Source organism: Streptomyces sp. NPDC093600 (assembly GCF_044764755.1).
Taxonomy (GTDB): Bacteria; Actinomycetota; Actinomycetes; order Streptomycetales; family Streptomycetaceae; genus Streptomyces.
Genome location: NZ_JBIWIU010000001.1, coordinates 633,307 through 653,438, shown reverse-complemented (window position 1 = coordinate 653,438; position 20,132 = coordinate 633,307). Strand labels below are relative to the sequence as shown.

General features: G+C 71.7%; 20 protein-coding genes. 9 read left to right on the top strand and 11 right to left on the bottom strand.

The window, feature by feature from the left end; translation table 11 throughout:
- Nucleotides 1-65 precede the first annotated feature (65 nt).
- Nucleotides 66-929: a helix-turn-helix domain-containing protein gene (locus ACIRB4_RS03250; RefSeq protein WP_403288107.1), complete on the top strand. Its 864-nt coding sequence runs from the start codon at nt 66-68 to the stop codon at nt 927-929.
- A gap of 89 nt (nt 930-1,018) precedes the next feature.
- Here ACIRB4_RS03250 and ACIRB4_RS03245 read toward each other — a convergent pair whose 3' ends face one another.
- Nucleotides 1,019-2,287 (bottom strand): Ig-like domain-containing protein, encoded by a 1,269-nt coding sequence (locus tag ACIRB4_RS03245; protein WP_403288106.1) that lies wholly within the window; start codon nt 2,285-2,287, stop codon nt 1,019-1,021.
- A gap of 203 nt (nt 2,288-2,490) precedes the next feature.
- Nucleotides 2,491-2,865, bottom strand: a complete 375-nt coding sequence (locus ACIRB4_RS03240; RefSeq protein ID WP_403288105.1) for a hypothetical protein — start codon at nt 2,863-2,865, stop codon at nt 2,491-2,493.
- A gap of 108 nt (nt 2,866-2,973) precedes the next feature.
- On the opposite strand from ACIRB4_RS03240, the gene ACIRB4_RS03235 reads away from it, so the two are divergent.
- Entirely contained in the window at nt 2,974-3,261 is a 288-nt protein-coding gene (locus ACIRB4_RS03235; RefSeq protein ID WP_403288104.1) for a hypothetical protein, read from the top strand.
- 76 nt (nt 3,262-3,337) lie between these two features.
- Here ACIRB4_RS03235 and hutH read toward each other — a convergent pair whose 3' ends face one another.
- The 5 genes from hutH to ACIRB4_RS03210 form a co-directional block, all read right to left on the bottom strand.
- Entirely contained in the window at nt 3,338-4,879 is a 1,542-nt protein-coding gene (gene hutH / locus ACIRB4_RS03230) for a histidine ammonia-lyase (protein ID WP_403288661.1), read from the bottom strand.
- A gap of 183 nt (nt 4,880-5,062) precedes the next feature.
- A complete protein-coding gene (locus ACIRB4_RS03225) occupies nt 5,063-6,178 on the bottom strand; it encodes a diguanylate cyclase domain-containing protein (protein ID WP_403288103.1) in 1,116 nt (371 codons plus the stop codon).
- A 109-nt stretch (nt 6,179-6,287) separates the two neighbouring features.
- Nucleotides 6,288-7,085 carry an enoyl-CoA hydratase/isomerase family protein gene (locus ACIRB4_RS03220; RefSeq protein WP_403288102.1) on the bottom strand — a complete coding sequence of 266 codons (798 nt, stop codon included), beginning with the start codon at nt 7,083-7,085 and terminating at the stop codon, nt 6,288-6,290.
- A gap of 76 nt (nt 7,086-7,161) precedes the next feature.
- Nucleotides 7,162-8,298 (bottom strand): adenylate/guanylate cyclase domain-containing protein, encoded by a 1,137-nt coding sequence (locus tag ACIRB4_RS03215; RefSeq protein WP_403288101.1) that lies wholly within the window; start codon nt 8,296-8,298, stop codon nt 7,162-7,164.
- Between the two features lie 201 nt (nt 8,299-8,499).
- Nucleotides 8,500-9,351 (bottom strand): biotin--[acetyl-CoA-carboxylase] ligase, encoded by an 852-nt coding sequence (locus ACIRB4_RS03210; RefSeq protein WP_403288100.1) that lies wholly within the window; start codon nt 9,349-9,351, stop codon nt 8,500-8,502.
- A gap of 133 nt (nt 9,352-9,484) precedes the next feature.
- Between ACIRB4_RS03210 and ACIRB4_RS03205 the strand changes: the two genes are divergently transcribed.
- A complete protein-coding gene (locus ACIRB4_RS03205; protein WP_403288099.1) occupies nt 9,485-11,077 on the top strand; it encodes an acyl-CoA carboxylase subunit beta in 1,593 nt (530 codons plus the stop codon).
- A gap of 17 nt (nt 11,078-11,094) precedes the next feature.
- Nucleotides 11,095-11,307: an acyl-CoA carboxylase subunit epsilon gene (locus tag ACIRB4_RS03200; RefSeq protein ID WP_403288098.1), complete on the top strand. Its 213-nt coding sequence runs from the start codon at nt 11,095-11,097 to the stop codon at nt 11,305-11,307.
- A gap of 87 nt (nt 11,308-11,394) precedes the next feature.
- Here the strand turns inward: ACIRB4_RS03200 and ACIRB4_RS03195 are convergent, their stop codons facing one another.
- On the bottom strand, nt 11,395-12,639 hold the full coding sequence (locus ACIRB4_RS03195; RefSeq protein WP_403288097.1) for an SGNH/GDSL hydrolase family protein: 1,245 nt from the start codon (nt 12,637-12,639) through the stop codon (nt 11,395-11,397).
- 79 nt (nt 12,640-12,718) lie between these two features.
- On the opposite strand from ACIRB4_RS03195, the gene ACIRB4_RS03190 reads away from it, so the two are divergent.
- From ACIRB4_RS03190 to ACIRB4_RS03180, 3 genes are all read left to right on the top strand, one after another.
- Nucleotides 12,719-13,357 (top strand): TetR/AcrR family transcriptional regulator, encoded by a 639-nt coding sequence (locus ACIRB4_RS03190; protein WP_403288096.1) that lies wholly within the window; start codon nt 12,719-12,721, stop codon nt 13,355-13,357.
- A gap of 75 nt (nt 13,358-13,432) precedes the next feature.
- A complete protein-coding gene (gene mmpB / locus ACIRB4_RS03185; RefSeq protein ID WP_403288095.1) occupies nt 13,433-13,561 on the top strand; it encodes a morphogenic membrane protein MmpB in 129 nt (42 codons plus the stop codon).
- Nucleotides 13,562-13,602: 41 nt separating this feature from the next.
- Nucleotides 13,603-14,208, top strand: a complete 606-nt coding sequence (locus ACIRB4_RS03180) for a nucleoside triphosphate pyrophosphatase (protein WP_403288094.1) — start codon at nt 13,603-13,605, stop codon at nt 14,206-14,208.
- Between the two features lie 6 nt (nt 14,209-14,214).
- Here ACIRB4_RS03180 and ACIRB4_RS03175 read toward each other — a convergent pair whose 3' ends face one another.
- Nucleotides 14,215-14,646 (bottom strand): hypothetical protein, encoded by a 432-nt coding sequence (locus ACIRB4_RS03175; protein ID WP_403288093.1) that lies wholly within the window; start codon nt 14,644-14,646, stop codon nt 14,215-14,217.
- Between the two features lie 361 nt (nt 14,647-15,007).
- Here ACIRB4_RS03175 and ACIRB4_RS03170 point away from each other — a divergent pair, with 361 nt between their 5' ends.
- A complete protein-coding gene (locus ACIRB4_RS03170) occupies nt 15,008-16,762 on the top strand; it encodes an acetyl/propionyl/methylcrotonyl-CoA carboxylase subunit alpha (protein ID WP_403288092.1) in 1,755 nt (584 codons plus the stop codon).
- 94 nt (nt 16,763-16,856) lie between these two features.
- On the top strand, nt 16,857-17,402 hold the full coding sequence (locus ACIRB4_RS03165; protein ID WP_403288091.1) for a TetR/AcrR family transcriptional regulator: 546 nt from the start codon (nt 16,857-16,859) through the stop codon (nt 17,400-17,402).
- Between the two features lie 100 nt (nt 17,403-17,502).
- Here the strand turns inward: ACIRB4_RS03165 and ACIRB4_RS03160 are convergent, their stop codons facing one another.
- Both ACIRB4_RS03160 and ACIRB4_RS03155 read right to left on the bottom strand, forming a co-directional pair.
- Complete coding sequence (locus ACIRB4_RS03160) at nt 17,503-18,435, bottom strand: DeoR/GlpR family DNA-binding transcription regulator (protein ID WP_403288660.1); 933 nt, start codon at nt 18,433-18,435, stop codon at nt 17,503-17,505.
- A gap of 214 nt (nt 18,436-18,649) precedes the next feature.
- Nucleotides 18,650-20,089: an NAD(P)H-quinone dehydrogenase gene (locus ACIRB4_RS03155; RefSeq protein WP_403288090.1), complete on the bottom strand. Its 1,440-nt coding sequence runs from the start codon at nt 20,087-20,089 to the stop codon at nt 18,650-18,652.
- Nucleotides 20,090-20,132: the final 43 nt, after the last annotated feature.

The window sequence follows — 20,132 nt, the reverse complement described above, 5'->3', positions numbered from 1 at the left end:
CCTACCACTGGCAGGGACAGGAACGGCTTTCCGCCCGCGTCGTACGACCCGGATACTTGGGTCGTATGGATCTCAGTGCCGAACTCAGCGAATTCCTGCGCTCGCGCCGGGCGCGGCTGAAGCCCGAGGACGTGGGCCTGCCCGAGTTCGGGCGCCACCGCCGCGTTCCCGGGCTGCGCCGGGAGGAGCTGGCCCAGCTGGCCGGGGTGTCCGTGGCGTACTACACCCGGCTCGAGCAGGGAAACGGCCGCAATGTGTCCATGGAGGTGCTGGACTCGATCGCGCGGGCGCTGCGGCTGAACGACACCGAGCGGGCGCATCTGACGCATCTGGCCAAGCCGACCGTGAAGAAGCGGCAGCGGGCGGCGATCACGAGGCCGCAGCAGGTGCGGCCGGGGCTGCGGCATCTGCTGGAGTCGCTGGACGGGATCCCGGCGTTCGTGATCGGCCGCCGGCTGGACATCCTGGCCTGGAACCGGATGGCGCGGGCGCTGCTCGGCGACTTCGCGGCGATGGAGCCGGAGGAGCGGAACATGGCGCGGCTCGTGTTCCTGGGGCCCCACGCGCGCGACCTCTATCTCGACTGGGAGTGCAAGGCGACCGAGGTGGTGAGCGTGCTGCGGCTGTACGCGGGCTGCTACCCGGACGATCCGGCGCTGCTCGCGCTGGTCGGCGAGCTGTCGGTGAAGAGCGAGGATTTCCGCTCGCTGTGGGCGGCGCACACGGTCACGGACAAGGGGCACGGGACGAAGCGGCTGCGCCATCCGCTGGTCGGCGAGATGACGCTGGGCTACGAGACGTTGAAGGTGTCCGGCGGCGACCCGGACCTGGTGCTGGTGACCTATCAGGCGGAGCCGGGGTCCGCGTCGGCGGACGCGCTGCGGCTGCTCGCCAGCTGGGGCGCGGACGAACCCGTCGACGTACGGTGACGAGAGCGGCGGCCCCCTCGGAGTGAGGGGGCCGCCGCTCTTCGTGCGTGTACGGGCGGGTCAGAGCGCGTACGTACGTCCGGGCCCGGTCAGAGCGCCGAGCCGGCCTTCCACTGCGACCAGCTCATGTTCCAGCCGTTGAGGCCGTTGTCGGGCGCGATCGTCTTGTCCTTGGAGTTCTTGACGATGATGACGTCGCCGACGAGCGAGTGGTCGAAGAGCCAGGCGGCCATCTGCTTCGGGTCACCCGCGCCCTTGACGTCGTTCAGGCCCACGCAGCCGTGGCTGGTGTTGGAGTTGCCGAAGATCGAGTCCGGGCCCCAGTAGTTGCCGTGGATGAACGTGCCGGACGTGGAGAGCCGCATGGCGTGCGGGACGTCCTTGATGTCGTACTCGCCCTTGCCGTCGTCGTCGGTGAAGCCGACGGTGGCGCCGTTCATCCGGGTCTCCTTGAACTTCTCGGAGATCACCATCTGACCGTTGTAGGTCGGGTTCTCCGGGGAGCCGGCGGAGATCGGAATGGTCTTGATCGTCTTGCCGTCCTGCTTGACCGTCATGGTCTTGGTGGCGACGTCGACGGTCGAGACCTGGTTGCGGCCGATCTTGAAGGTGACCGTCTTCTGCTGGACGCCGTAGACGCCCTCGGCGCCCTCGACACCGTCGAGCTCCAGCTTCATGGTGACGGTCGAGCCCTCGGCCCAGTAGTTCTCGGGACGGAAGTCCAGGCGCTGGGAGTTGAACCAGTGCCCGACGACCTCCTGGCCGCTGCTGGAGGAGACCTTGATGCCGCTCTGGACGGCCTTCTTGTCGGTGATCGCCTTGTTGAAGTTGATCGAGACGGGCATGCCCACGCCGACGGTGGAGCCGTTGTCGGGGGTGAAGTTGCCGATGAAGCTGTTGGCCTGCGAGACGGTGGTGAAGGAGGAGTTCTCGTGCGCCTCCAGGCCCTCGGCGTCCTTCGCCGTGGCGGCGATCTTGTAGACGGTGGCCCGCTTCAGCTGCTCGCTGGGCTTCCAGCTCTTGCCGTCGGCGGATATCTCGCCCTTGACGCTCGCACCCTCGGCCGTGGTCATGGTGACCTCGGTGAGCGTGCCGTCGGTCACGGTGACCTTGGCGTCGTTGTTGATCGACGCGTTGGCGGCGCCGTTCTCCGGCGCGATGGTTATCTGCGCCTTCGAGGTCTTCTGCGCCGCGGCTTCGTCGACCTGGGCCTGTGAGTTCGGCGTGGGGGCACCGGCGCTGCCGCCCTTGTCCCCGTCGTCGCACGCCGAGAGCACCAATACGCCACCGAGCACCGCGGCCGCCGCCGCCAGGCTCTTGCGGCGGCGCTTGCTGTCCGTCATCACACGCTTCTCCATCGTCGCCGATTCCCTGCCACTACCACTTACCGCTGAGAACTGCCATGACACCCCGTCCGGTTCCGTAACCGGACAGTTTGTGGGGAACACCACTGATCGACACGCAGCCGCGGGGCGTCCGGTTCCCGTACACGGAGAAGCCCCGGCGGGCGCCGCGACGAGCGACGCCGTACCGGGGCTCCGAGCGGGGCCGATGCCGCCCGCTACACCCGTTCGTCGTCCACGTCCGCGGCCACGTCGTCGCCTTCGTCTTCGTCCGTGTCCGGACCATCTTCCTCGTCCAGGTCCCACTCCTGCGCATCGGGGTCGTAGTCGATCTCCTCGCTGCTCCAGGAGGCCTGCACCAGCTCGATCCCGGGAACCGTGCTGACCAGGTCGAAGGGCTCGACGAGATAGGCGAGGGCCTCGGCGCTGTCCTCCTGGACGGCGGAGCGGGCGTGGGCGCGCTCGTCCTCGGGCATGAACTCGTCGGTGTCGATCCGGCCGACGGCCGCCTCGGTCAGCTCCTCGGGGCCGTCGATCTCCAGAACGACCTCCACCCGAAGCCGTACATAGCGTGAAGTCTCGGAAGTACTCATACGTGGGAGCGTAGGCTGCCCGGGCTCCCGGCTTTCCCGCGACCCGCTGTGTTCATTAGCATCGGCGGACACACCAATTCGCGGTTTCCGCAAGGGGGATCGAAATCTGTGTCCGTCGCACGCCGCCCGCTGCTGACCGCCACCGCTGCCGGGACACTGCTGTGCGCGCTGTGGTTCGTTCCGTCCGCGAACGCCACCGATGAGGAACGCCCGGCCGACGGTGTGCGGACGACGGTGACACAGGACGGCGGCGAGGGCGGTGAGGCCGGCGGGGCGCGCCTGGCCGAGACCGGTGGCCCGGACACCACGCCGTATCTGATCGGCGGGACGGGCTTTCTCGCGGTGGGATCGGGTTTCGTGGCGCTGGCGATGCGGCGCGGCGGCCGGGCTTCGTAGCCACCGCGACCGTATGCCGGAAGGGCCGCCTCCACACCTGGGGGCGGCCCTTCCGGACGTGCTGCGGTCGCGGTGGTTACGCGAGCGGCCCGGTGACCGGCTCCACGGCCGCGACGAGCTTCCCCTCCCGTACGAAGGCGTCGGCGGCCTCCAGGTCGGGGGCGAGGAAGCGGTCGGGGCCGGGGCCCTGGACGCCGGCGGCGCGCAGGGCGTCGATGGCGGCCCGCGAGGCGGGGGCCGGGGTCAGACCGTGGCGGAGCTCGATCCCGCGGGTGGCGGCGTAGAGCTCCACGGCGATGATCCGGTTGAGGTTGCCGATCGCGGTGCGCAGCTTGCGGGCGGCCGACCAGCCCATGGAGACGTGGTCCTCCTGCATGGCGGAGGACGGGATGGAGTCGGCGGACGCCGGGACGGCCAGCCGCTTCATCTCGCTGACCAGGGCGGCTTGGGTGTACTGGGCGATCATCAGGCCCGAGTCGACGCCGGCGTCGTCGGCGAGGAAGGGCGGCAGCCCGTGGGACCGGTTCTTGTCGAGGAGCCGGTCGGTGCGGCGCTCGGCGATGGAGCCGAGGTCGGCGGCGGCGATGGCGAGGAAGTCGAGGACGTAGGCGACGGGGGCGCCGTGGAAGTTGCCGTTGGAGCGGACCTGGCCGTCCTGGAGCACGACGGGGTTGTCGACGGCCGAGGCGAGTTCGCGCTCGGCGACCAGGCGGGCGTGGGCCAGCGTGTCGCGGCCCGCGCCGGCGACCTGCGGGGCGCAGCGCACCGAGTACGCGTCCTGGACCCGGGGGGCCTCGTCGGCCTGGAAGTGGCCGGTGAGGCCGGAGCCCTTGAGCACGGCGAGCATGTTGGCGGCGGAGGCGCCCTGGCCCGGGTGCGGGCGGATGGCGTGCAGCTCGGGCTCGAGGACCTTCTCGGTGCCGAGGAGGGCTTCGAGGGAGAGGGCCGCGGTGATGTCGGCGGACTTGTAGAGGGTGTCGAGGTCGGCGAGGGCCATGATCAGCATGCCGAGCATGCCGTCGGTGCCGTTGAGGAGGGCGAGGCCCTCCTTCTCGCGGAGCTCGACGGGCTGGATACCGGCGGCGGCGAGCAGTTCGCCTGCGGGCCGCACGGTCCCGTCGGGGCCCTCCGCGTCGCCCTCGCCCATGAGCGTCAGCGCGCAGTGGGAGAGCGGGGCGAGGTCTCCGGAGCAGCCGAGGGAGCCGTACTCGTGCACGACCGGGGTGATACCGGCGTTGAGCACGTCGGCCATGGTCTGCGCGACCTCGGGGCGGACGCCGGTGTGTCCGGAGGCGACGGTCTTCAGCCGCAGGAACATCAGCGCGCGCACCACCTCGCGCTCGACGCGCGGGCCCATGCCGGCGGCGTGCGAGCGGACGATGTTGCGCTGCAGCTGGGCGCGGAGCTCCTGGCTGATGTGCCGGGTGGCCAGCGCGCCGAATCCGGTGGAGACGCCGTACACGGGCTCGGGCTTCGCGGCGAGCGCGTCGACGACGGCCCGGGACGCGGCGAGCGCCTCCACGGCTTCGGCCGACAGCTCGACGCGGGCGTCGTGACGGGCGACGTCGATGACGTCCTGCGCGGTGGTGCCGGAGGGTCCGAGGACGACAGAGTGCATATCCATATTCAGCAGCCTACGGACTGAATCCCAACGTGTCACTAGTCATCTGCGTGACGGCCCCTTACGCGGCGGGACGGCACCCCCGGGCGGTGCCGGGGCGGCCTGCCGGGCGGGGTGCCGGAGCGGCGGCGCCAGACGCGGGCCGCGGCCGGGTGCCCGGCCCGGCCCGGCGTGGCGTCCTCACACCGGTGGGGCGTCGCGGAAGCGGCGGCGGTCGCGGCCGCCCGGAGGGGCGTCGGCGAGGGCGATGACGCTACCGTCGCGCCCGGCCACCACCGGCTTCGAGGAGCGCGCGGCCTTCGCCTGGTACTGCGCCGCGTCCGCGAGCCGGAAGAGCCGGCGCGCCGACTTCAGCGGACCGATCGGGTCACCCGTGGAGGCCACCCCGCACGCCACCCCCTCACCGAGCTCCAGCTCCCCGGCCCGTACGCACAGCTCGTCCGCGACCGCCACCACCTCGTCGGCCGTCGGGCCCACCGACAGGAGGCAGAACTCGTCGCCGCCCAGACGCGCCGACAGCGCCCCCGGCAGCATCGCCCCGCACCGCGAGAGCACCGAGCCGAACCGTTCCAGCAGCCGGTCGCCGACCGCGTGTCCATGGGTGTCGTTCACCCGCTTCAGACCGTTCAGATCGCACACCACCAGGCTGACGACGGAGCCGTCCGCGCGGTAGCGCTCGACCGCCTCGTCGAGCCGGGTGTCGACCGCGCGCCGGTTCGCCAGGCCGGTCAGCGGGTCGGTGAAGGCGAGTTTCCGTACCTCCTCCAGGCGCTCGGCCTGCGCGATCCCGGCCGCCACCACGGCGGCGAGGACCGCCGCGAAGTCGGCGTCGTCGCGGTCGAAGGGGGGCGCCCCTGCCGGGCGCGCCACATACAGCTCGCCCCAGGCCCGGCCGTGCAGGATCACCGGCGCGACGACGCAGCAGCCGCGGCCGCGTCTGCGCAGCCCGGCGACCCGGCCGGTCACGACGTGGTCGTCCGCCGTCTCCACCCAGGCGTCCGGCTCCCCGCCACCGGCCCACCGGGCGTGCAGGAACTCGGTGATCTCGGGGAACTGGTGGACCGGATAGGTCTCGGCGTCCGGGAACTCCTCCTCGCCGAGCGCCCGCTCCCCGGCGTTCACCAGCACCTTCAACCGGCCGTGATCACGCTCCCAGACGGACAGCGCGGCGAAGCTGCCGCCGAGCCCGTCGCGGGCGCCCAGCGCCGCCGCCCGCCAGAACTCGCGCGGGGTGTGCGCCGCCGCCATCGCCTGCGCCAGCGCCACCACGGCCCGCAGCCGCACGTCCTCTCCCATTTCTACAGCTTAGGGACGTTTGGCCTGTTTTCACTGGTGGAGCGTCACGGAAAGTCACCTCAGCGACCGGCGGCCGGCTCTCCCCGCGCCTGCCCGGCGCCGGCGGGTCTCACTCGCCGGGCCACTGCGGCTTCCGCTTCTCGTTGAAGGCGGCCACGCCCTCCGCCCGGTCGCCGGAGAAGGCCACGGACCGCCACGCCGCGTCCTCGACCTCCAGGCCGGCCCGCAGATCGAGACCGTGCCCGAGCCGCATCGCCCGCTTGGCGGCCCGCAGGCCGACCGGGGAGTTCGCCGCGATCCGCCCGGCGAGCTCCAGCGCCGCCGTACGGGCGTCGTCCTCCAGGAGATCGACGAGGCCCAGCTCACGGGCCTCGGCCGCCTCCACCCGGCGCGCCGTGAAGACCAGCTCGGCGGCGCGCGCCGCGCCGACCCGGCGCGGGAGGAGCTGCGTACCGCCACCGCCGGGGATGACGCCCACGGAGACCTCGGGCAGACCGACGACGGCCGTCGCGTCGGCCACGATCACGTCGCAGGCCAGGGCCAGCTCGAAGCCACCGCCGAGGGCGAAGCCGTGCACCGCCGCGACGGTCGGCATGGGCAGTTCGAGGACCCCGGTGTAGGCGCCGCGCGCGGTGGGCCGCTGGCGGACGAGCTCGGCGTCCGTGAAGGAGTTGCGCTCCTTCAGGTCTGCGCCGACGCAGAAGGCCCGGTCGTTGGAGGAGGTCAGCACCGTCACCCGTACCGAGGCGTCGGCGGCGAGCGCGTCGCAGGCCGCACCGATGGAGCGGGCCATCTCGGAGGAGACGGCGTTCATGGCCTTGGGCCGGTCGAGGACCAGCTCGGCGACGTGCTCCGCCTTCCGGACCACGACGAACTCACCAAAGCGCTGCTCGGACTGGACCGACATGACCGCACACCCTCCCGGTTAACGACTGTTCACCGGGATCTTAGGGGCCTGCCCGGGTGACAGGGCCGGATGGGCTCTAACTCGGGCGGCGGCTCAGCTGCCAGGGCTCGACGACGCCGAGGCCGCGCACCGGGCGCTGCCACATCGGCTGGAGCGCGAAGCGGTACGCCGGGGGCTCCTCGCCCTCCTTCTCCGCGCGGGCCGCCTCCTCCGCCGCCTGGGTCTCCGAGACGGGCGCGTCCCCCGTCCTGGTGAGCTCCTCTGCAAGCGCCCCGTCGACCAGGACGGTGTCCTTGGGCGCTATCGAGGTGAGCCGGCTCGCCAGGTTCACGGTCGTGCCGAAGACATCGCCCATCCGGGTCGTGACGGTGCCGAAGGCGATGCCGACGCGCAGGGCGGGCATCGTCTCGTCGTGGCTGAGGGTCTCGATCAGCCGCAGCGCGATCTCGGCGGCGGTGCCGGCGTCGTCCGCCGCGTAGAGGACCTCGTCACCGAGGGTCTTGATCAGCCGCCCGCCGTGCGCGGCGACCAGGTCGGCGCAGGTCGTCTCGAAGGCCTCGACCAGCTCGCCGAGCTCCTCCTCCTCCAGGCGCCGGGTGAGCCGGGTGAAGCCGACGAGGTCCGCGAAGCCGACGGCGAGCCGCCGGTCGACCATCTCCTCGTCGTCGCCGGCCTGCACGACCCGGCCGGTGGCGGCCGCGAGCTGGCGGCGCCAGACGTAGATCAGAAACTCCTCCAGCTCGGGCAGGAGCAGCTCGACCAGCGGGTACGTGACCTCGGTGCGGGTCATCCCGGGTTCGGGCGGCTCGGTGAGGCCCTCCAGGAACGAGTCGATCTGCCACTCGGCCAGCCGCGCGGTGGTCTGGCCGGTGGAGCGGGCGACCTGCACGGCCATCGGCTCGCTGAGCAGTCCCGCCTCGACGAGACCGGCAAGGCGCCGCAGGGCGAGCACGTCGGCCTCGGTGAGCGCCTTGGCCTGCCCGATGTCGGCGAAGCCCATGGCGCGCCAGAAGCGTGAGGCGAGCTCCATGGAGACGCCGGCGGTGCGGGCGGCCTGGAAGGGGGTGTAGCGGCGCTCGGCGCCGAGGATGAGCTGTTCGAGGCGGATGGCGAGGGGGTTGTCGGTCGGCTCCGCCGTGTGGTCGACGACATGGTGGGGGGTGGGATACGTGGTCGGCTCGTCCCCGCCCGCGTTCTCGTCGTCGACGGTCACCGGCCGCCTCCTGCCCGTTCCCTGCCCACTGCCCTGCCGATCTGTCGCCTGGATCGCGCTCCACGATACGACAGGTGTGTGCCAGCTCACGCCGCGACGGTGCCCGCGACCTCCTTCGGAAGCACTGGCGCCCGTCTCTCCCCCGGGTCCGGTCCGGGGGAGAAACGCCTGCCCAGGCCCGCGCGGGCGGGGTGCGGTCCGTCAGTCGTCGGCACGCACGTGGACGATGTCGCCCGCCGAGACGGCCTCCGTGCCGCCGCCCTCCGTGGCGACCACCAGGCGGCCGTCGCCGTCCAGCGCCACCGCCTCGCCCTCCAGCATCCGCTCGCCGGGAAGCTCGGCCCGCACCCGGCGGCCCAGGGTGGCGCACCCGGCCGCGTACGCCGCCTGGAGCCCGCAGAGCTCGGGGTCTCCCTCCTCCCGCACCCAGTCCCGGTACCACTGCTCCATGGAGCGCAGGACGGACCGCAGCAGCGTGTCGCGGTCGGTCGAGACGGCGTTCGCGAGCAGCAGGGAACCGGCCGCGGGGACCGGCAGCTCGTCATCGCGCAGGGTGACGTTGATGCCGAGGCCGACGACGACGCCGTCCTCGCCCGACCGCTCGGCGAGGATGCCACCGGCCTTGCGTTCCTCGCCGCCGACGGAAACCAGCAGGTCGTTGGGCCACTTGAGGGACATGTCCACGCCGCCGGCCTTGGCGAGGCCGGTCGCGGCGGCGACGCCGGTCAGCAGCGGCAGCCAGCCCCAGCGGTGCACCGGCACGGCGGGCTTGAACAGGACGGACAGGAAGAGCCCGGACCGGGCGGGCGCCACCCAGTTGCGGTCGAGGCGGCCGCGCCCGGCGGTCTGCTCCTCGGCGATCAGGACCGCCCCCTCCGGCAGGACGCCGGCGCGGGCGGCCAGGTCGGAGTTGGTGGAGCCGGTGGTGGTGACCACGTCGAGCGAGGTCCACAGGCCGTCGGGGTGCAGGAGCGCGCGGCGCAGCGCGGGGACGTTGAGCGGGGGCCGGTCCAGGTCGGACCAGGGGCCTCCTGAGCCATGTGAAGACGTCATGCAAGGCAGCGTAGGTGTGGCAAACACCGCAGTGCCGAACCGTATCGGCGTCGATACGCTACGGATCAGTAGGCCATCACTAGCCCATTCGTACTCATCGAACCCCCGTGACCAGGCAGGGAGCCGCATCCCGATGTCCGAGCCGGTAGAGCCGCAAGAGATCGACATTCACACGACCGCGGGCAAGATCGCGGATCTGCAGCGCCGGATTGACGAGGCCACCCATGCCGGCTCCGCGCGCGCCGTGGAGAAGCAGCACGCGAAGGGGAAGCTGACCGCGCGCGAGCGGATCGAGCTGCTGCTCGACGAAGGCTCGTTCGTCGAGCTGGACGAGCTGGCCCGGCACCGCTCGACCAATTTCGGTCTGGAGAACAACCGCCCGTACGGCGACGGTGTCGTCACGGGTTACGGCACGGTCGACGGCCGTCCCGTCGCCGTCTTCTCGCAGGACTTCACGGTCTTCGGCGGCGCCCTGGGCGAGACCTTCGGCCAGAAGATCATCAAGGTGATGGACTTCGCGCTGAAGACCGGCTGCCCGGTCATCGGCATCAACGACTCCGGCGGCGCCCGTATCCAGGAGGGCGTCAGCGCGCTGGGCATGTACGGCGAGATCTTCCGCCGCAACACGCACGCCTCCGGTGTGATCCCGCAGATCTCGCTGGTCGTCGGCCCGTGCGCGGGCGGTGCGGTGTACTCCCCCGCGATCACCGACTTCACGGTGATGGTGGACCAGACCTCGCACATGTTCATCACCGGACCCGACGTCATCAAGACGGTGACCGGCGAGGACGTCGGTTTCGAGGAGCTGGGCGGCGCCCGGACGCACAACACCACGTCGGGTGTCGCACACCACATGGCGGGCGACGAGAAGGACGCGATCGAGTACGTCAAGTCCCTGCTGTCGTACCTGCCGTCGAACAACCTCTCCGAGCCGCCGGCCTTCCCCGAGGTCGCCGAGACCGAGGTGAACGACGAGGACCGCGAGCTGGACGTGCTGATCCCGGACTCCGCGAACCAGCCGTACGACATGCACCGGATCATCGAGCACGTCCTGGACGACGGCGAGTTCCTGGAGACCCAGCCGCTGTTCGCGCCGAACATCGTCACCGGCTTCGGCCGCGTGGAGGGCTTCCCGGTCGGCATCGTCGCCAACCAGCCGATGCAGTTCGCCGGCTGCCTGGACATCAACGCGAGCGAGAAGGCCGCGCGGTTCGTCCGTACCTGCGACGCGTTCAACGTCCCGGTCATCACCTTCGTCGACGTGCCGGGCTTCCTGCCGGGCGTGGACCAGGAGTACGGCGGCATCATCCGCCGGGGCGCGAAGCTGATCTACGCGTACGCCGAGGCGACCGTCCCGCTGATCACCGTCATCACGCGCAAGGCGTTCGGCGGCGCGTACGACGTCATGGGCTCCAAGCACCTGGGCGCGGACCTCAACCTGGCCTGGCCGACCGCGCAGATCGCGGTGATGGGCGCGCAGGGCGCGGTGAACATCCTGCACCGCCGCACGATCGCCGCGGCGGAGGACCAGGACGCGGAGCGCGCACGCCTGATCCAGGAGTACGAGGACACGCTGCTCAACCCGTACACGGCGGCCGAGCGCGGCTACATCGACGGTGTGATCATGCCGTCGGACACCCGTCCGCAGATCGTGAAGGGTCTGCGTCAGCTGCGCACGAAGCGGGAATCCCTGCCTCCGAAGAAGCACGGCAACATCCCCCTCTAGACCCGCAAGGAGCCGCTGTGATCAAGGTCGTTCGAGGCAATCCGACCCCGGAGGAGCTGGCCGCCGCACTGGCGGTGGTCCAGGCGCGGGCCGCCGCGACGGCGGCGGCGTCCGCCGCCGAGGGCGGCCCGGCGGTTCCGCAGGGCTGGTCGGACCCGTCGCGGATCGCCCGCGGCGTACGGCACCAGCCGGGCCCGCGCTCGTGGGCGCGCTCCTACTGGCCCGTCTGACACGGAAACAGGAAGACACGGGGACACGTACACACGCGAGAAGGCCGGACCTCTTGTGCGGGAGGTCCGGCCTTCGCGCGTCCGGGTTCAGACCAGGGGTGCGACCGCCTCGGCCATCAGGCGGTAGCCGGCGTCATCGGGGTGCAGCCGGTCCTCGTACGCGTAGGCGGGGTTCAGCGCCTGGGCGTCGCCGGGGTCGGCGAGGAGCGTCGCGAAGTCGACGACCGCGTCGAACTCACCGGAGGTACGGATCCAGTGGTTGACCTCGGCGCTGGTCCGTTCGGCCGTCGGGCCCCAGTGGCTGGTGCCCTTGAAGGGCAGCAGCGTCGCGCCGACGACCCGTATCCCCCGGTCGTGGGCCGCGTCGGTCAACTCGCGGTAGGCGGCGATGATCTCGGCGGAGGAGACGACGGGTGAGGGCTTGTAGGTGGGCTGGGGGTCGGGCTTGAGCGCCGCCTCGCTGAAGCCGATGTCGTTGAGCCCCTGCAGCAGGACGACGGTGGAGACGCCGGGCTGGTCGAGGGCGTCGCGGCGGAAGCGGGCGGTGGAGCGTTCGCCGTACCAGGCCGAGTCGTTGAGGAGCAGGTTGCCGCCGATGCCCGCGTTGACGACGGGCCGGTCGACGCGTTCGGCAAGGGCGTCGGAGTAGCGGCGGTCGGCGTTCGGGGTGGAGCCGAAGCCGTCGGTGATGGAGTCGCCGAACAGCACCACGCCGCCGCGGCGGGGCGGGGTGCCGCCGCTCACCTCGACCCCGCTGAGGTAGTACCAGGACTGGGTGCGGGCGGTGAACGCCCGCCCGTCGACGTCGGCGCGGTGGTCGCCCTCGGCCCGGTAGGTGTCGGCCCATGCCTGGGAGTGGAAGGTGGCGGGTCCGGTCGTCCCGGCGAGATAGAGGGTGACCGTGACCGACTCCAGGCGCCGCAGGTCCAGGGCGGCGGGATCGCTGCGCAGTTCGCCGTGGGCGGGGACGGTCGCGGACCGCTTCCCGCCGAAGGTGAGGTGGCGGACGGAGCCCGGTTCGACGGCGGCGCCGGTGCCGGTACGGGCTAGGGTGGCGCCGGTGACGGAGAGCGGCGAGGTCCCGTACGCGTTGGAGAGCCGGATACGGGCCCGGTCGCCGTCCTCGGTGAGACGGACGACCTGGCGGACGGTCTGGCGCGAGAAGCCCTCCTGGGACCAGTTGGGGGTGAACCCGGTGGCGGGGAGCTGGGGTGCGGCGCCCCAGGCGGCATACCACCTGGGGGCGGGGGCGGGGCCGGCGCCGGCCTGGGTGCCGGAGAGGAGGGTGAGGCCGAGCGCGGTGGCGAGCAGGGGTGCGACGAGCTTCTTCATGACACGACCCTTCCGAGGCGTTAACGGGAACGAAGTTTCGTTAACATGTGGCAGGACCGTAGCAGACTCGGAGGCACTAATGGAACAGCAGACCCGTTTGGGCAGGGGTGACGTGGACAGCACGCCGGGTTCCGTCCGTCCGGGCGGCCGTACGGCCAAGGTCCGCGCGGCCGTCCTGGAAGCGACCGAGGACGCGCTCGCGAGCACCGGCTTCCACGCGCTGAACATGGACCGGATCGCCGCGAGCGCGGGCGTCGGCAAGACCACCGTCTACCGCCGTTGGGGCTCCCCCGTCGGCCTCGTCGCCGACCTCCTGCGCGACATGGCGGACCGGTCCCTGCCCGCCGCCGACACCGGCACCCTCGCCGGTGACCTGCGCGCCAACGCCGAACTCGTACGCGAGACCCTCACCGATCCCCGGATGGGCGCCGTCTTCCGCGCGGTCATCGCCGCCGCGGCCTGCGACGAGGAGTGCGCCGCCGCCCTGAACGGCTTCTACCGCGCCCGCCTGGAGGAGTGGGCCCCGGTGGTGGACCGGGCCGCGGCGCGCGGCGAGGTCCCGGCCGGCACGGACGGCCTCGAACTGCTCCGCGCGGTCTCGGCCCCGCTCTACTACCGCTTCATGGTCACGCGCGAGCCACTGGGCCCGCGGGACGCGGAACGGGCGGTGGAGGCGGCCCTGGCGGCGGCCGGTGGCGGAGTGTTCACCCGCCGGTGAGTAGTCCGTCGGCACCGGGACGCTTGAGTACGCGTACTCAGGCGCCCGGGCCGTCCCGCCCGCAGGATCGGAAGCATGCTCTGGTCCGACCCGAAGAACGAGCCGCCGAAGGAGATGCGCGAGACGCAGGCCATGCTGCGCCGCGCGTCCATCCTGCTGGCCCTGGCGATGCTGGTGGCGATGTTCGCGGCCGGCCTGCACTGAGACGCGCCGCCTGACGGCCCGGTACTGGCTACGCTGCCTCCATGACTGCTGATCGCCGCCGTGTCGTGCTCGCCTCCGCCTCGCCCGCCCGTCTGGGACTGCTGCGCCAGGCCGGACTCGCTCCCGAGGTCATCGTGAGCGGCGTCGACGAGGACAAGGTGCACGCCCCGACCCCCGCCGAACTCGCCCTCGCCCTCGCCGAGGCGAAGGCCGCCCACGTCGCCGCCCGCCCCGAGGCGTTCGGCGCCCTGGTCATCGGCTGCGACTCGGTCCTGGAGCTCGACAAGCAGGCCCTCGGCAAGCCGGCCGACGCCGAGGAGGCCACGGCGCGCTGGAAGGCGATGCGGGGCCGGGTCGGCATCCTCCAGACGGGCCACTGCGTCTACGACACCGCCGCCAAGCGCTACGAGTCCGCGACCGCCTCCACCCTCGTCCGCTTCGGCGAGCCGACCGACGAGGAGATCGCCGCCTACGTCGCCAGCGGTGAACCCCTGCACGTGGCGGGCGCGTTCACCCTGGACGGCCGCTCGGCCCCCTTCATCGACGGCATCGACGGGGACCCGGGCAACGTGATCGGCCTCTCGCTTCCGCTGCTGCGCACCCTGCTCGGCAAGCTCGGGGTGTCGATCACCGACCTGTGGACCTGAGCGGGGTCACGCGGGCGCCGGAGCCTCCTCCGCGACCGGGTCCCCGGCGCCCTTCCCGTACGCCACCAGCGTCAGCACGATCAGGCTCAGCACCAGCATCATGAACGCGAAGGCGCCCCACCCGATCAGCCCGACCGTCACCGCGCCCAGCAGCCCGTGCACCACCGCGCAGCCGATGAGCAGGCCCCGGCCCGCGCGGCCGGGGCGGCGGTCGCGGATGCCCGCCAGGGCGGCCACCAGGGAGCACAGTCCCAGCAGGATGCCCGACACGATGCCGAGGGCCCATGTGCCCGTCACCATCGCGCCCGGGTCGAGGCCGTCGAGCGACATCGACTGGATCTCCACGAACCTCGCCATCACGGCGTTGAGGACGACGATCCCCGGCGCCTCCAGGAGGAGCACCGCCGCCGTCACGAGCGCTATCGGTCTGCGGGCCACGTGGGCCACCCCCTGAGTACGGCTGTTACCTGCAGTACGGACGATGGCGCGAAGGCTACTGACTGGTAAACCTCTCGACAAGGGTCGGCGCGGGCGCGGCCGGTGGCAAAGAATCATTGAGCCATTCGTAGGGACTCGACAAAGAAACCCGTTCGGCGACTGGTCGTCGGAACAGAGACCTGCGCCACACCTCGGAGCTACTGTGCCGTAAAGGAACCCTGCGTACCGTGGTACGACAAGGGATTTCACGACCCCGAACGCCTCGTATCACGCTCCGTGTGGGCAAGCTCACCACTGGGGACGGGTCGAAAGGCCGTGTCGGCAGTCCCTAAACTCAGCTTGTTTCAAGGAGGGAGCCATCGTGCGCAAGGTGCTCATCGCCAACCGTGGCGAAATCGCTGTCCGCGTCGCCCGGGCGTGCCGGGATGCCGGGATCGCGAGCGTAGCCGTCTACGCCGATCCGGACCGGGACGCTCTGCATGTCCGCGCGGCCGACGAGGCGTTCGCTCTGGGCGGTGACACCCCGGCCGCCAGCTATCTGGACATGGCCAAGGTGCTGCAGGCGGCCAAGGACTCGGGGGCGGACGCCATCCACCCCGGTTACGGCTTCCTCTCCGAGAACGCGGAGTTCGCCCAGGCCGTGATCGACGCCGGTCTGACCTGGATCGGCCCGCCGCCGCAGGCCATCCGCGACCTGGGTGACAAGGTGGCGGCCCGTCACATCGCCCAGCGCGCGGGCGCCCCGCTCGTCGCGGGCACCCCCGACCCGGTCTCGGGCGCGGACGAGGTCGTCGCCTTCGCCGAGGAGCACGGTCTGCCGATCGCGATCAAGGCCGCTTTCGGCGGTGGCGGTCGCGGCCTGAAGGTCGCCCGCACCCTCGAAGAGGTGCCGGAGCTGTACGACTCCGCCGTCCGCGAGGCGGTCGCCGCCTTCGGTCGCGGCGAGTGCTTCGTCGAGCGCTACCTCGACAAGCCGCGCCACGTGGAGACCCAGTGCCTGGCCGACACCCACGGCAACGTGGTCGTCGTCTCCACCCGTGACTGCTCCCTCCAGCGCCGCCACCAGAAGCTGGTCGAGGAGGCCCCCGCGCCGTTCCTCTCGGAGGAGCAGAACGCCCAGCTGTACGCGGCGTCCAAGGCCATCCTGAAGGAGGCCGGCTACGTCGGCGCCGGCACGGTGGAGTTCCTCGTCGGCGTCGACGGCACGATCTCCTTCCTGGAGGTCAACACCCGCCTCCAGGTCGAGCACCCGGTCACCGAAGAGGTCACCGGCATCGACCTGGTCCGCGAGATGTTCCGTATCGCCGACGGCGAGGAGCTCGGTTACGGCGACCCGGCGGTGCGCGGTCACTCCTTCGAGTTCCGTATCAACGGCGAGGACCCGGGCCGCAACTTCCTGCCCGCCCCCGGCACCGTCACCGCCTTCCAGGCGCCCAGCGGGCCCGGCGTCCGCCTCGACGCCGGTGTCGAGGCCGGTTCGGTCATCGGCCCCGCCTGGGACTCGCTGCTCGCCAAGCTGATCGTCACGGGCGCCACCCGCGAGCAGGCGTTGCAGCGCGCCGCCCGCGCGCTCGCGGAGTTCAAGGTGGAGGGCATGGCCACGGCCATCCCGTTCCACCAGGCCGTCGTGGTCGACCCGGCGTTCACCGCGGACCCGTTCCGGATCCACACCCGCTGGATCGAGACGGAGTTCGTCAACGAGATCAAGCCGTTCGCCCCGGCCGGCGCCGAGACCGACGAGGACGAGAGCGGTCGCGAGACGATCGTCGTCGAGGTCGGCGGCAAGCGCCTTGAGGTCTCCCTGCCGTCCTCCCTCGGCATGAGCCTGGCCCGCACCGGCCTGGCGGCGGGTGCCAAGCCGAAGCGCCGGGCGGCGAAGAAGTCGGGCCCGACCGCCTCGGGTGACACCCTCGCCTCCCCGATGCAGGGCACCATCGTGAAGGTGGCCGTCGAGGAGGGCCAGGAGGTCAAGGAGGGCGATCTGATCGTCGTCCTGGAGGCCATGAAGATGGAGCAGCCTCTCAACGCGCACCGCTCCGGTACGGTCAAGGGCCTGTCCGCCGAGATCGGCGCGTCCGTCACCTCCGGCGCCCCGATCTGCGAGATCAAGGACTGATCCCGCTCACCGGTACGGTACGAAGGGCCCGCAGGCGCAACGCCTGCGGGCCCTTCGTCGACATGGACCGCCTATCGAGAGGGAGACTGGGCTGATGCGTGCCGACGCGCGCCGCAACCACGAACGGCTGCTCGCCGAGGCCCGTGCCGCGTTCGCGGAACACGGCACGGACGCCTCCCTTGAGGACGTCGCCCGGCGTGCGGGCGTCGGGATCGGCACCCTCTACCGGCACTTCCCGAGCCGCGACGCCCTGATGAACGCGGTCTTCCAGGAGGCGCTGGCGGCACTCCTCCAGCGCTCCCGCGAGCTCGCCGGGGCCGAGGAGCCGTGCCGGGCGCTCGTGGAGTGGCTGCGCGCCCTGGTCACCCACGCGGGTGAGTACCGGGGCCTCGCGCGTGCGCTGATGTCGGCTTCGTACGACGAGACGTCGGCGCTCTCGCAGTGCAGCGTTCCGCTGCGCGCCGCCGGTGAGCGTCTGCTCGACCGGGCCCGGGAGGCGGGAGCGGTCCGTGACGACGTGTCGATCGGTGATCTGATGCAGCTCACCAACGCGATCGCCCTCGCCGCCGAACAGTCCCCGGACGACGAGGGCTTGGCGGACCGGCTTTTGACGCTGACCTTGCGGGGCCTCAAGCGCTGAGGCCCCGGAGGCCGGCGGCGGCGTCGCATGTCCGCTCAGGCCCCGGAGGCCGGCGGCGCCACTCGTCCGCTCAGGCCCCCGAGTTCAGCGGCGGCGCAGGTCAGCGGCGGCGCATGTCCGCGACGCGCGCGGTCCGTTCCGGTGCGAGCGGTTCGGCGGCCATCGCGGCGGCCACGCCGCGGAACTGTCCGGACGGGTGTCTGCCGCCGCGCTGACCGGGGAGGGGCACGTCACGGCGCGGGCGGCCGCCCGGGGGGACCGGGTCACCACCCGTGCCCGCACCCGCGCCCGTACCGGCCACGGCGATCTGGACGCCCTGGTCGGCCAGCGCCTGGAGCTCCGTCGCGGCCCGGTCGTCGTGCGCGGGGGGCTCGTCCGTGACGAGCCGTGTGATCACATCCGTCGGCACCGTCTGGAACATGGTGTCGGTGCCCAGCTTGGTGTGGTCGGCGAGGACCACCACCTCCGCCGCCGCCTGCACCAGCGCCCGGTCCACGCTCGCCGAGAGCATGTTGGACGTGGACAGACCGCGCTCGGCGGTCAGCCCGCTGCCCGACAGGAAGGCGCGGGAGACCCGGAGCCCCTGGAGGGACTGCTCGGCCCCGCTGCCCACCAGCGCGTAGTTGGAGCCGCGCAGCGTGCCGCCGGTCATGACGACCTCGACCCGGTTGGCGTGGGCGAGCGCCTGGGCGACGAGCAGGGAGTTGGTGACCACGGTCAGACCGGGCACGCGGGCGAGCCGGCGGGCCAGCTCCTGCGTGGTCGTCCCGGCGCCGACGACGATGGCCTCGCCCTCCTCGACGAGGCTCGCGGCGACGTCGGCGATCGCCGTCTTCTCCGCGGTCGCGAGATGGGACTTTTGCGGGAAGCCGGACTCTCGCGTGAACCCGCCCGGCAGTACCGCACCGCCGTGCCGGCGGTCGAGGAGTCCTTCTGCCTCCAGTGCCCGCACGTCTCGCCGTACGGTCACTTCTGAGGTCTGGACGACGCGGGCGAGCTCACGGAGCGACACGGCCCCGTTGGCGCGCACCATTTCGAGGATCAACTGACGACGTTCTGCAGCGAACACGAAACTGACAGTAACCTGAGCGGCAGATACTTTTCAGCACTATGCGGCGAATTGCAGAAGTTGCACACAGACGGGGCCTCCAAGTGATAAGGGAGGCCCCGTCGTTGTTTGCTCCATGCCCCTGCTTGCCGGGGGTTGTCCGGATCTCCCGGGGCGCGAGGGCGTCCCGGGGCGGGCGCTAGCTCTCGCCGCCGGTCTTTCGGTTGTGCAACTGCCGTGCCACTTCCGCGATCGAGCCCGACAGGGAGGGGTACACGGTGAACGCGTTCGCGATCTGTTCGACCGTCAGATTGTTGTCGACCGCGATCGAGATCGGGTGGATCAGCTCGCTCGCCTTCGGGGCGACGACACAGCCGCCGACCACGATCCCCGTGCCCGGGCGGCAGAAGATCTTGACGAAACCGTCCCGGATGCCCTGCATCTTCGCGCGGGGGTTGCGCAGCAGCGGCAGCTTGACGACCCGGGCGTCGATCTTGCCCGCGTCCACGTCCGCCTGGGTGTAGCCGACGGTCGCGATCTCCGGGTCGGTGAAGACGTTCGAGGAGACCGTCTTCAGGTTCAGCGGGGCCACCGCGTCGCCGAGGAAGTGGTACATCGCGATCCGGCCCTGCATCGCCGCCACCGAGGCGAGCGCGAAGACGCCGGTGACGTCACCGGCGGCGTAGACGCCCGGGGCGGAGGTGCGGGAGACCTTGTCGGTCCAGATGTGCCCGGAGTCCTTCAGCCGGACCCCGGCCTCCTCCAGGCCCATGCCGGCCGAGTTCGGGATCGCGCCGACCGCCATCAGGCAGTGCGTACCGGAGATGACCCGGCCGTCGGCGAGGGTGACCTCGACGCGCTCGCCCACGCGCTTGACGGACTCGGCGCGCGAGCGGGCCATGACGTTCATGCCGCGGCGGCGGAAGACCTCCTCCAGGACGGCGGCTGCGTCCGGGTCCTCGCCGGGCAGCACGCGGTCGCGAGAGGAGACGAGGGTGACCCGGGAGCCGAGGGCCTGGTAGGCGCCGGCGAACTCGGCACCGGTCACACCGGAGCCGACCACGATGAGCTCCTCGGGGAGCTCCTTGAGGTCGTAGACCTGGGTCCAGTTCAGGATCCGCTCGCCGTCGGGCTGCGCGTCGGGGAGCTCGCGCGGGTGCCCGCCGGTCGCGATCAGCACGGCGTCGGCGGTCAGCGACTCCTCGGAGCCGTCGGCGGCCGTCACGATCACCTGGCGCGAGCCGTCCACGGCCTGGCGGCCCGACAGCCGGCCCCGGCCGCGCAGCACGCGGGCGCCCGCCCGGGTGACGGAGGCCGTGATGTCGTGGGACTGGGCGAGCGCGAGGCGCTTCACCCGCCGGTTCACCTTGCCGAGGTCGACGCCGACGACGCGGGCGGCCTGCTCCACGTGCGGGGTGTCGTCGGCCACGATGATGCCCAGCTCCTCGTACGAGGAGTCGAAGGTGGTCATCACCTCGGCCGTCGCGATGAGGGTCTTCGAGGGGACGCAGTCGGTCAGGACGGACGCGCCGCCGAGGCCGTCGGTGTCGACGACGGTCACCTCCGCGCCGAGTTGGGCGCCCACGAGGGCCGCCTCGTATCCGCCGGGTCCGCCGCCGATGATCACGATCCGGGTCACTGGGATCTACGCCTCGCGCTCTCGTTCTGCCGGGGGGTCCCCC

Excerpts from the sequence above, each read along its gene's own strand:
- ACIRB4_RS03250 (WP_403288107.1), top strand. The coding sequence starts at position 66 with ATGGATCTCAGTGCCGAACTCAGCGAATTCCTGCGCTCGCGCCGGGCG.
- ACIRB4_RS03245 (WP_403288106.1), bottom strand. The coding sequence starts at position 2,287 with ATGGAGAAGCGTGTGATGACGGACAGCAAGCGCCGCCGCAAGAGCCTG.
- ACIRB4_RS03240 (WP_403288105.1), bottom strand. The coding sequence starts at position 2,865 with ATGAGTACTTCCGAGACTTCACGCTATGTACGGCTTCGGGTGGAGGTC.
- hutH (WP_403288661.1), bottom strand. The coding sequence starts at position 4,879 with ATGCACTCTGTCGTCCTCGGACCCTCCGGCACCACCGCGCAGGACGTC.
- ACIRB4_RS03225 (WP_403288103.1), bottom strand. The coding sequence starts at position 6,178 with ATGGGAGAGGACGTGCGGCTGCGGGCCGTGGTGGCGCTGGCGCAGGCG.
- ACIRB4_RS03220 (WP_403288102.1), bottom strand. The coding sequence starts at position 7,085 with ATGTCGGTCCAGTCCGAGCAGCGCTTTGGTGAGTTCGTCGTGGTCCGG.
- ACIRB4_RS03210 (WP_403288100.1), bottom strand. The coding sequence starts at position 9,351 with ATGACGTCTTCACATGGCTCAGGAGGCCCCTGGTCCGACCTGGACCGG.
- ACIRB4_RS03205 (WP_403288099.1), top strand. The coding sequence starts at position 9,485 with ATGTCCGAGCCGGTAGAGCCGCAAGAGATCGACATTCACACGACCGCG.
- ACIRB4_RS03195 (WP_403288097.1), bottom strand. The coding sequence starts at position 12,639 with ATGAAGAAGCTCGTCGCACCCCTGCTCGCCACCGCGCTCGGCCTCACC.
- ACIRB4_RS03190 (WP_403288096.1), top strand. The coding sequence starts at position 12,719 with ATGGAACAGCAGACCCGTTTGGGCAGGGGTGACGTGGACAGCACGCCG.
- mmpB (WP_403288095.1), top strand. The coding sequence starts at position 13,433 with ATGCTCTGGTCCGACCCGAAGAACGAGCCGCCGAAGGAGATGCGCGAG.
- ACIRB4_RS03180 (WP_403288094.1), top strand. The coding sequence starts at position 13,603 with ATGACTGCTGATCGCCGCCGTGTCGTGCTCGCCTCCGCCTCGCCCGCC.
- ACIRB4_RS03165 (WP_403288091.1), top strand. The coding sequence starts at position 16,857 with ATGCGTGCCGACGCGCGCCGCAACCACGAACGGCTGCTCGCCGAGGCC.
- ACIRB4_RS03160 (WP_403288660.1), bottom strand. The coding sequence starts at position 18,435 with ATGGTGCGCGCCAACGGGGCCGTGTCGCTCCGTGAGCTCGCCCGCGTC.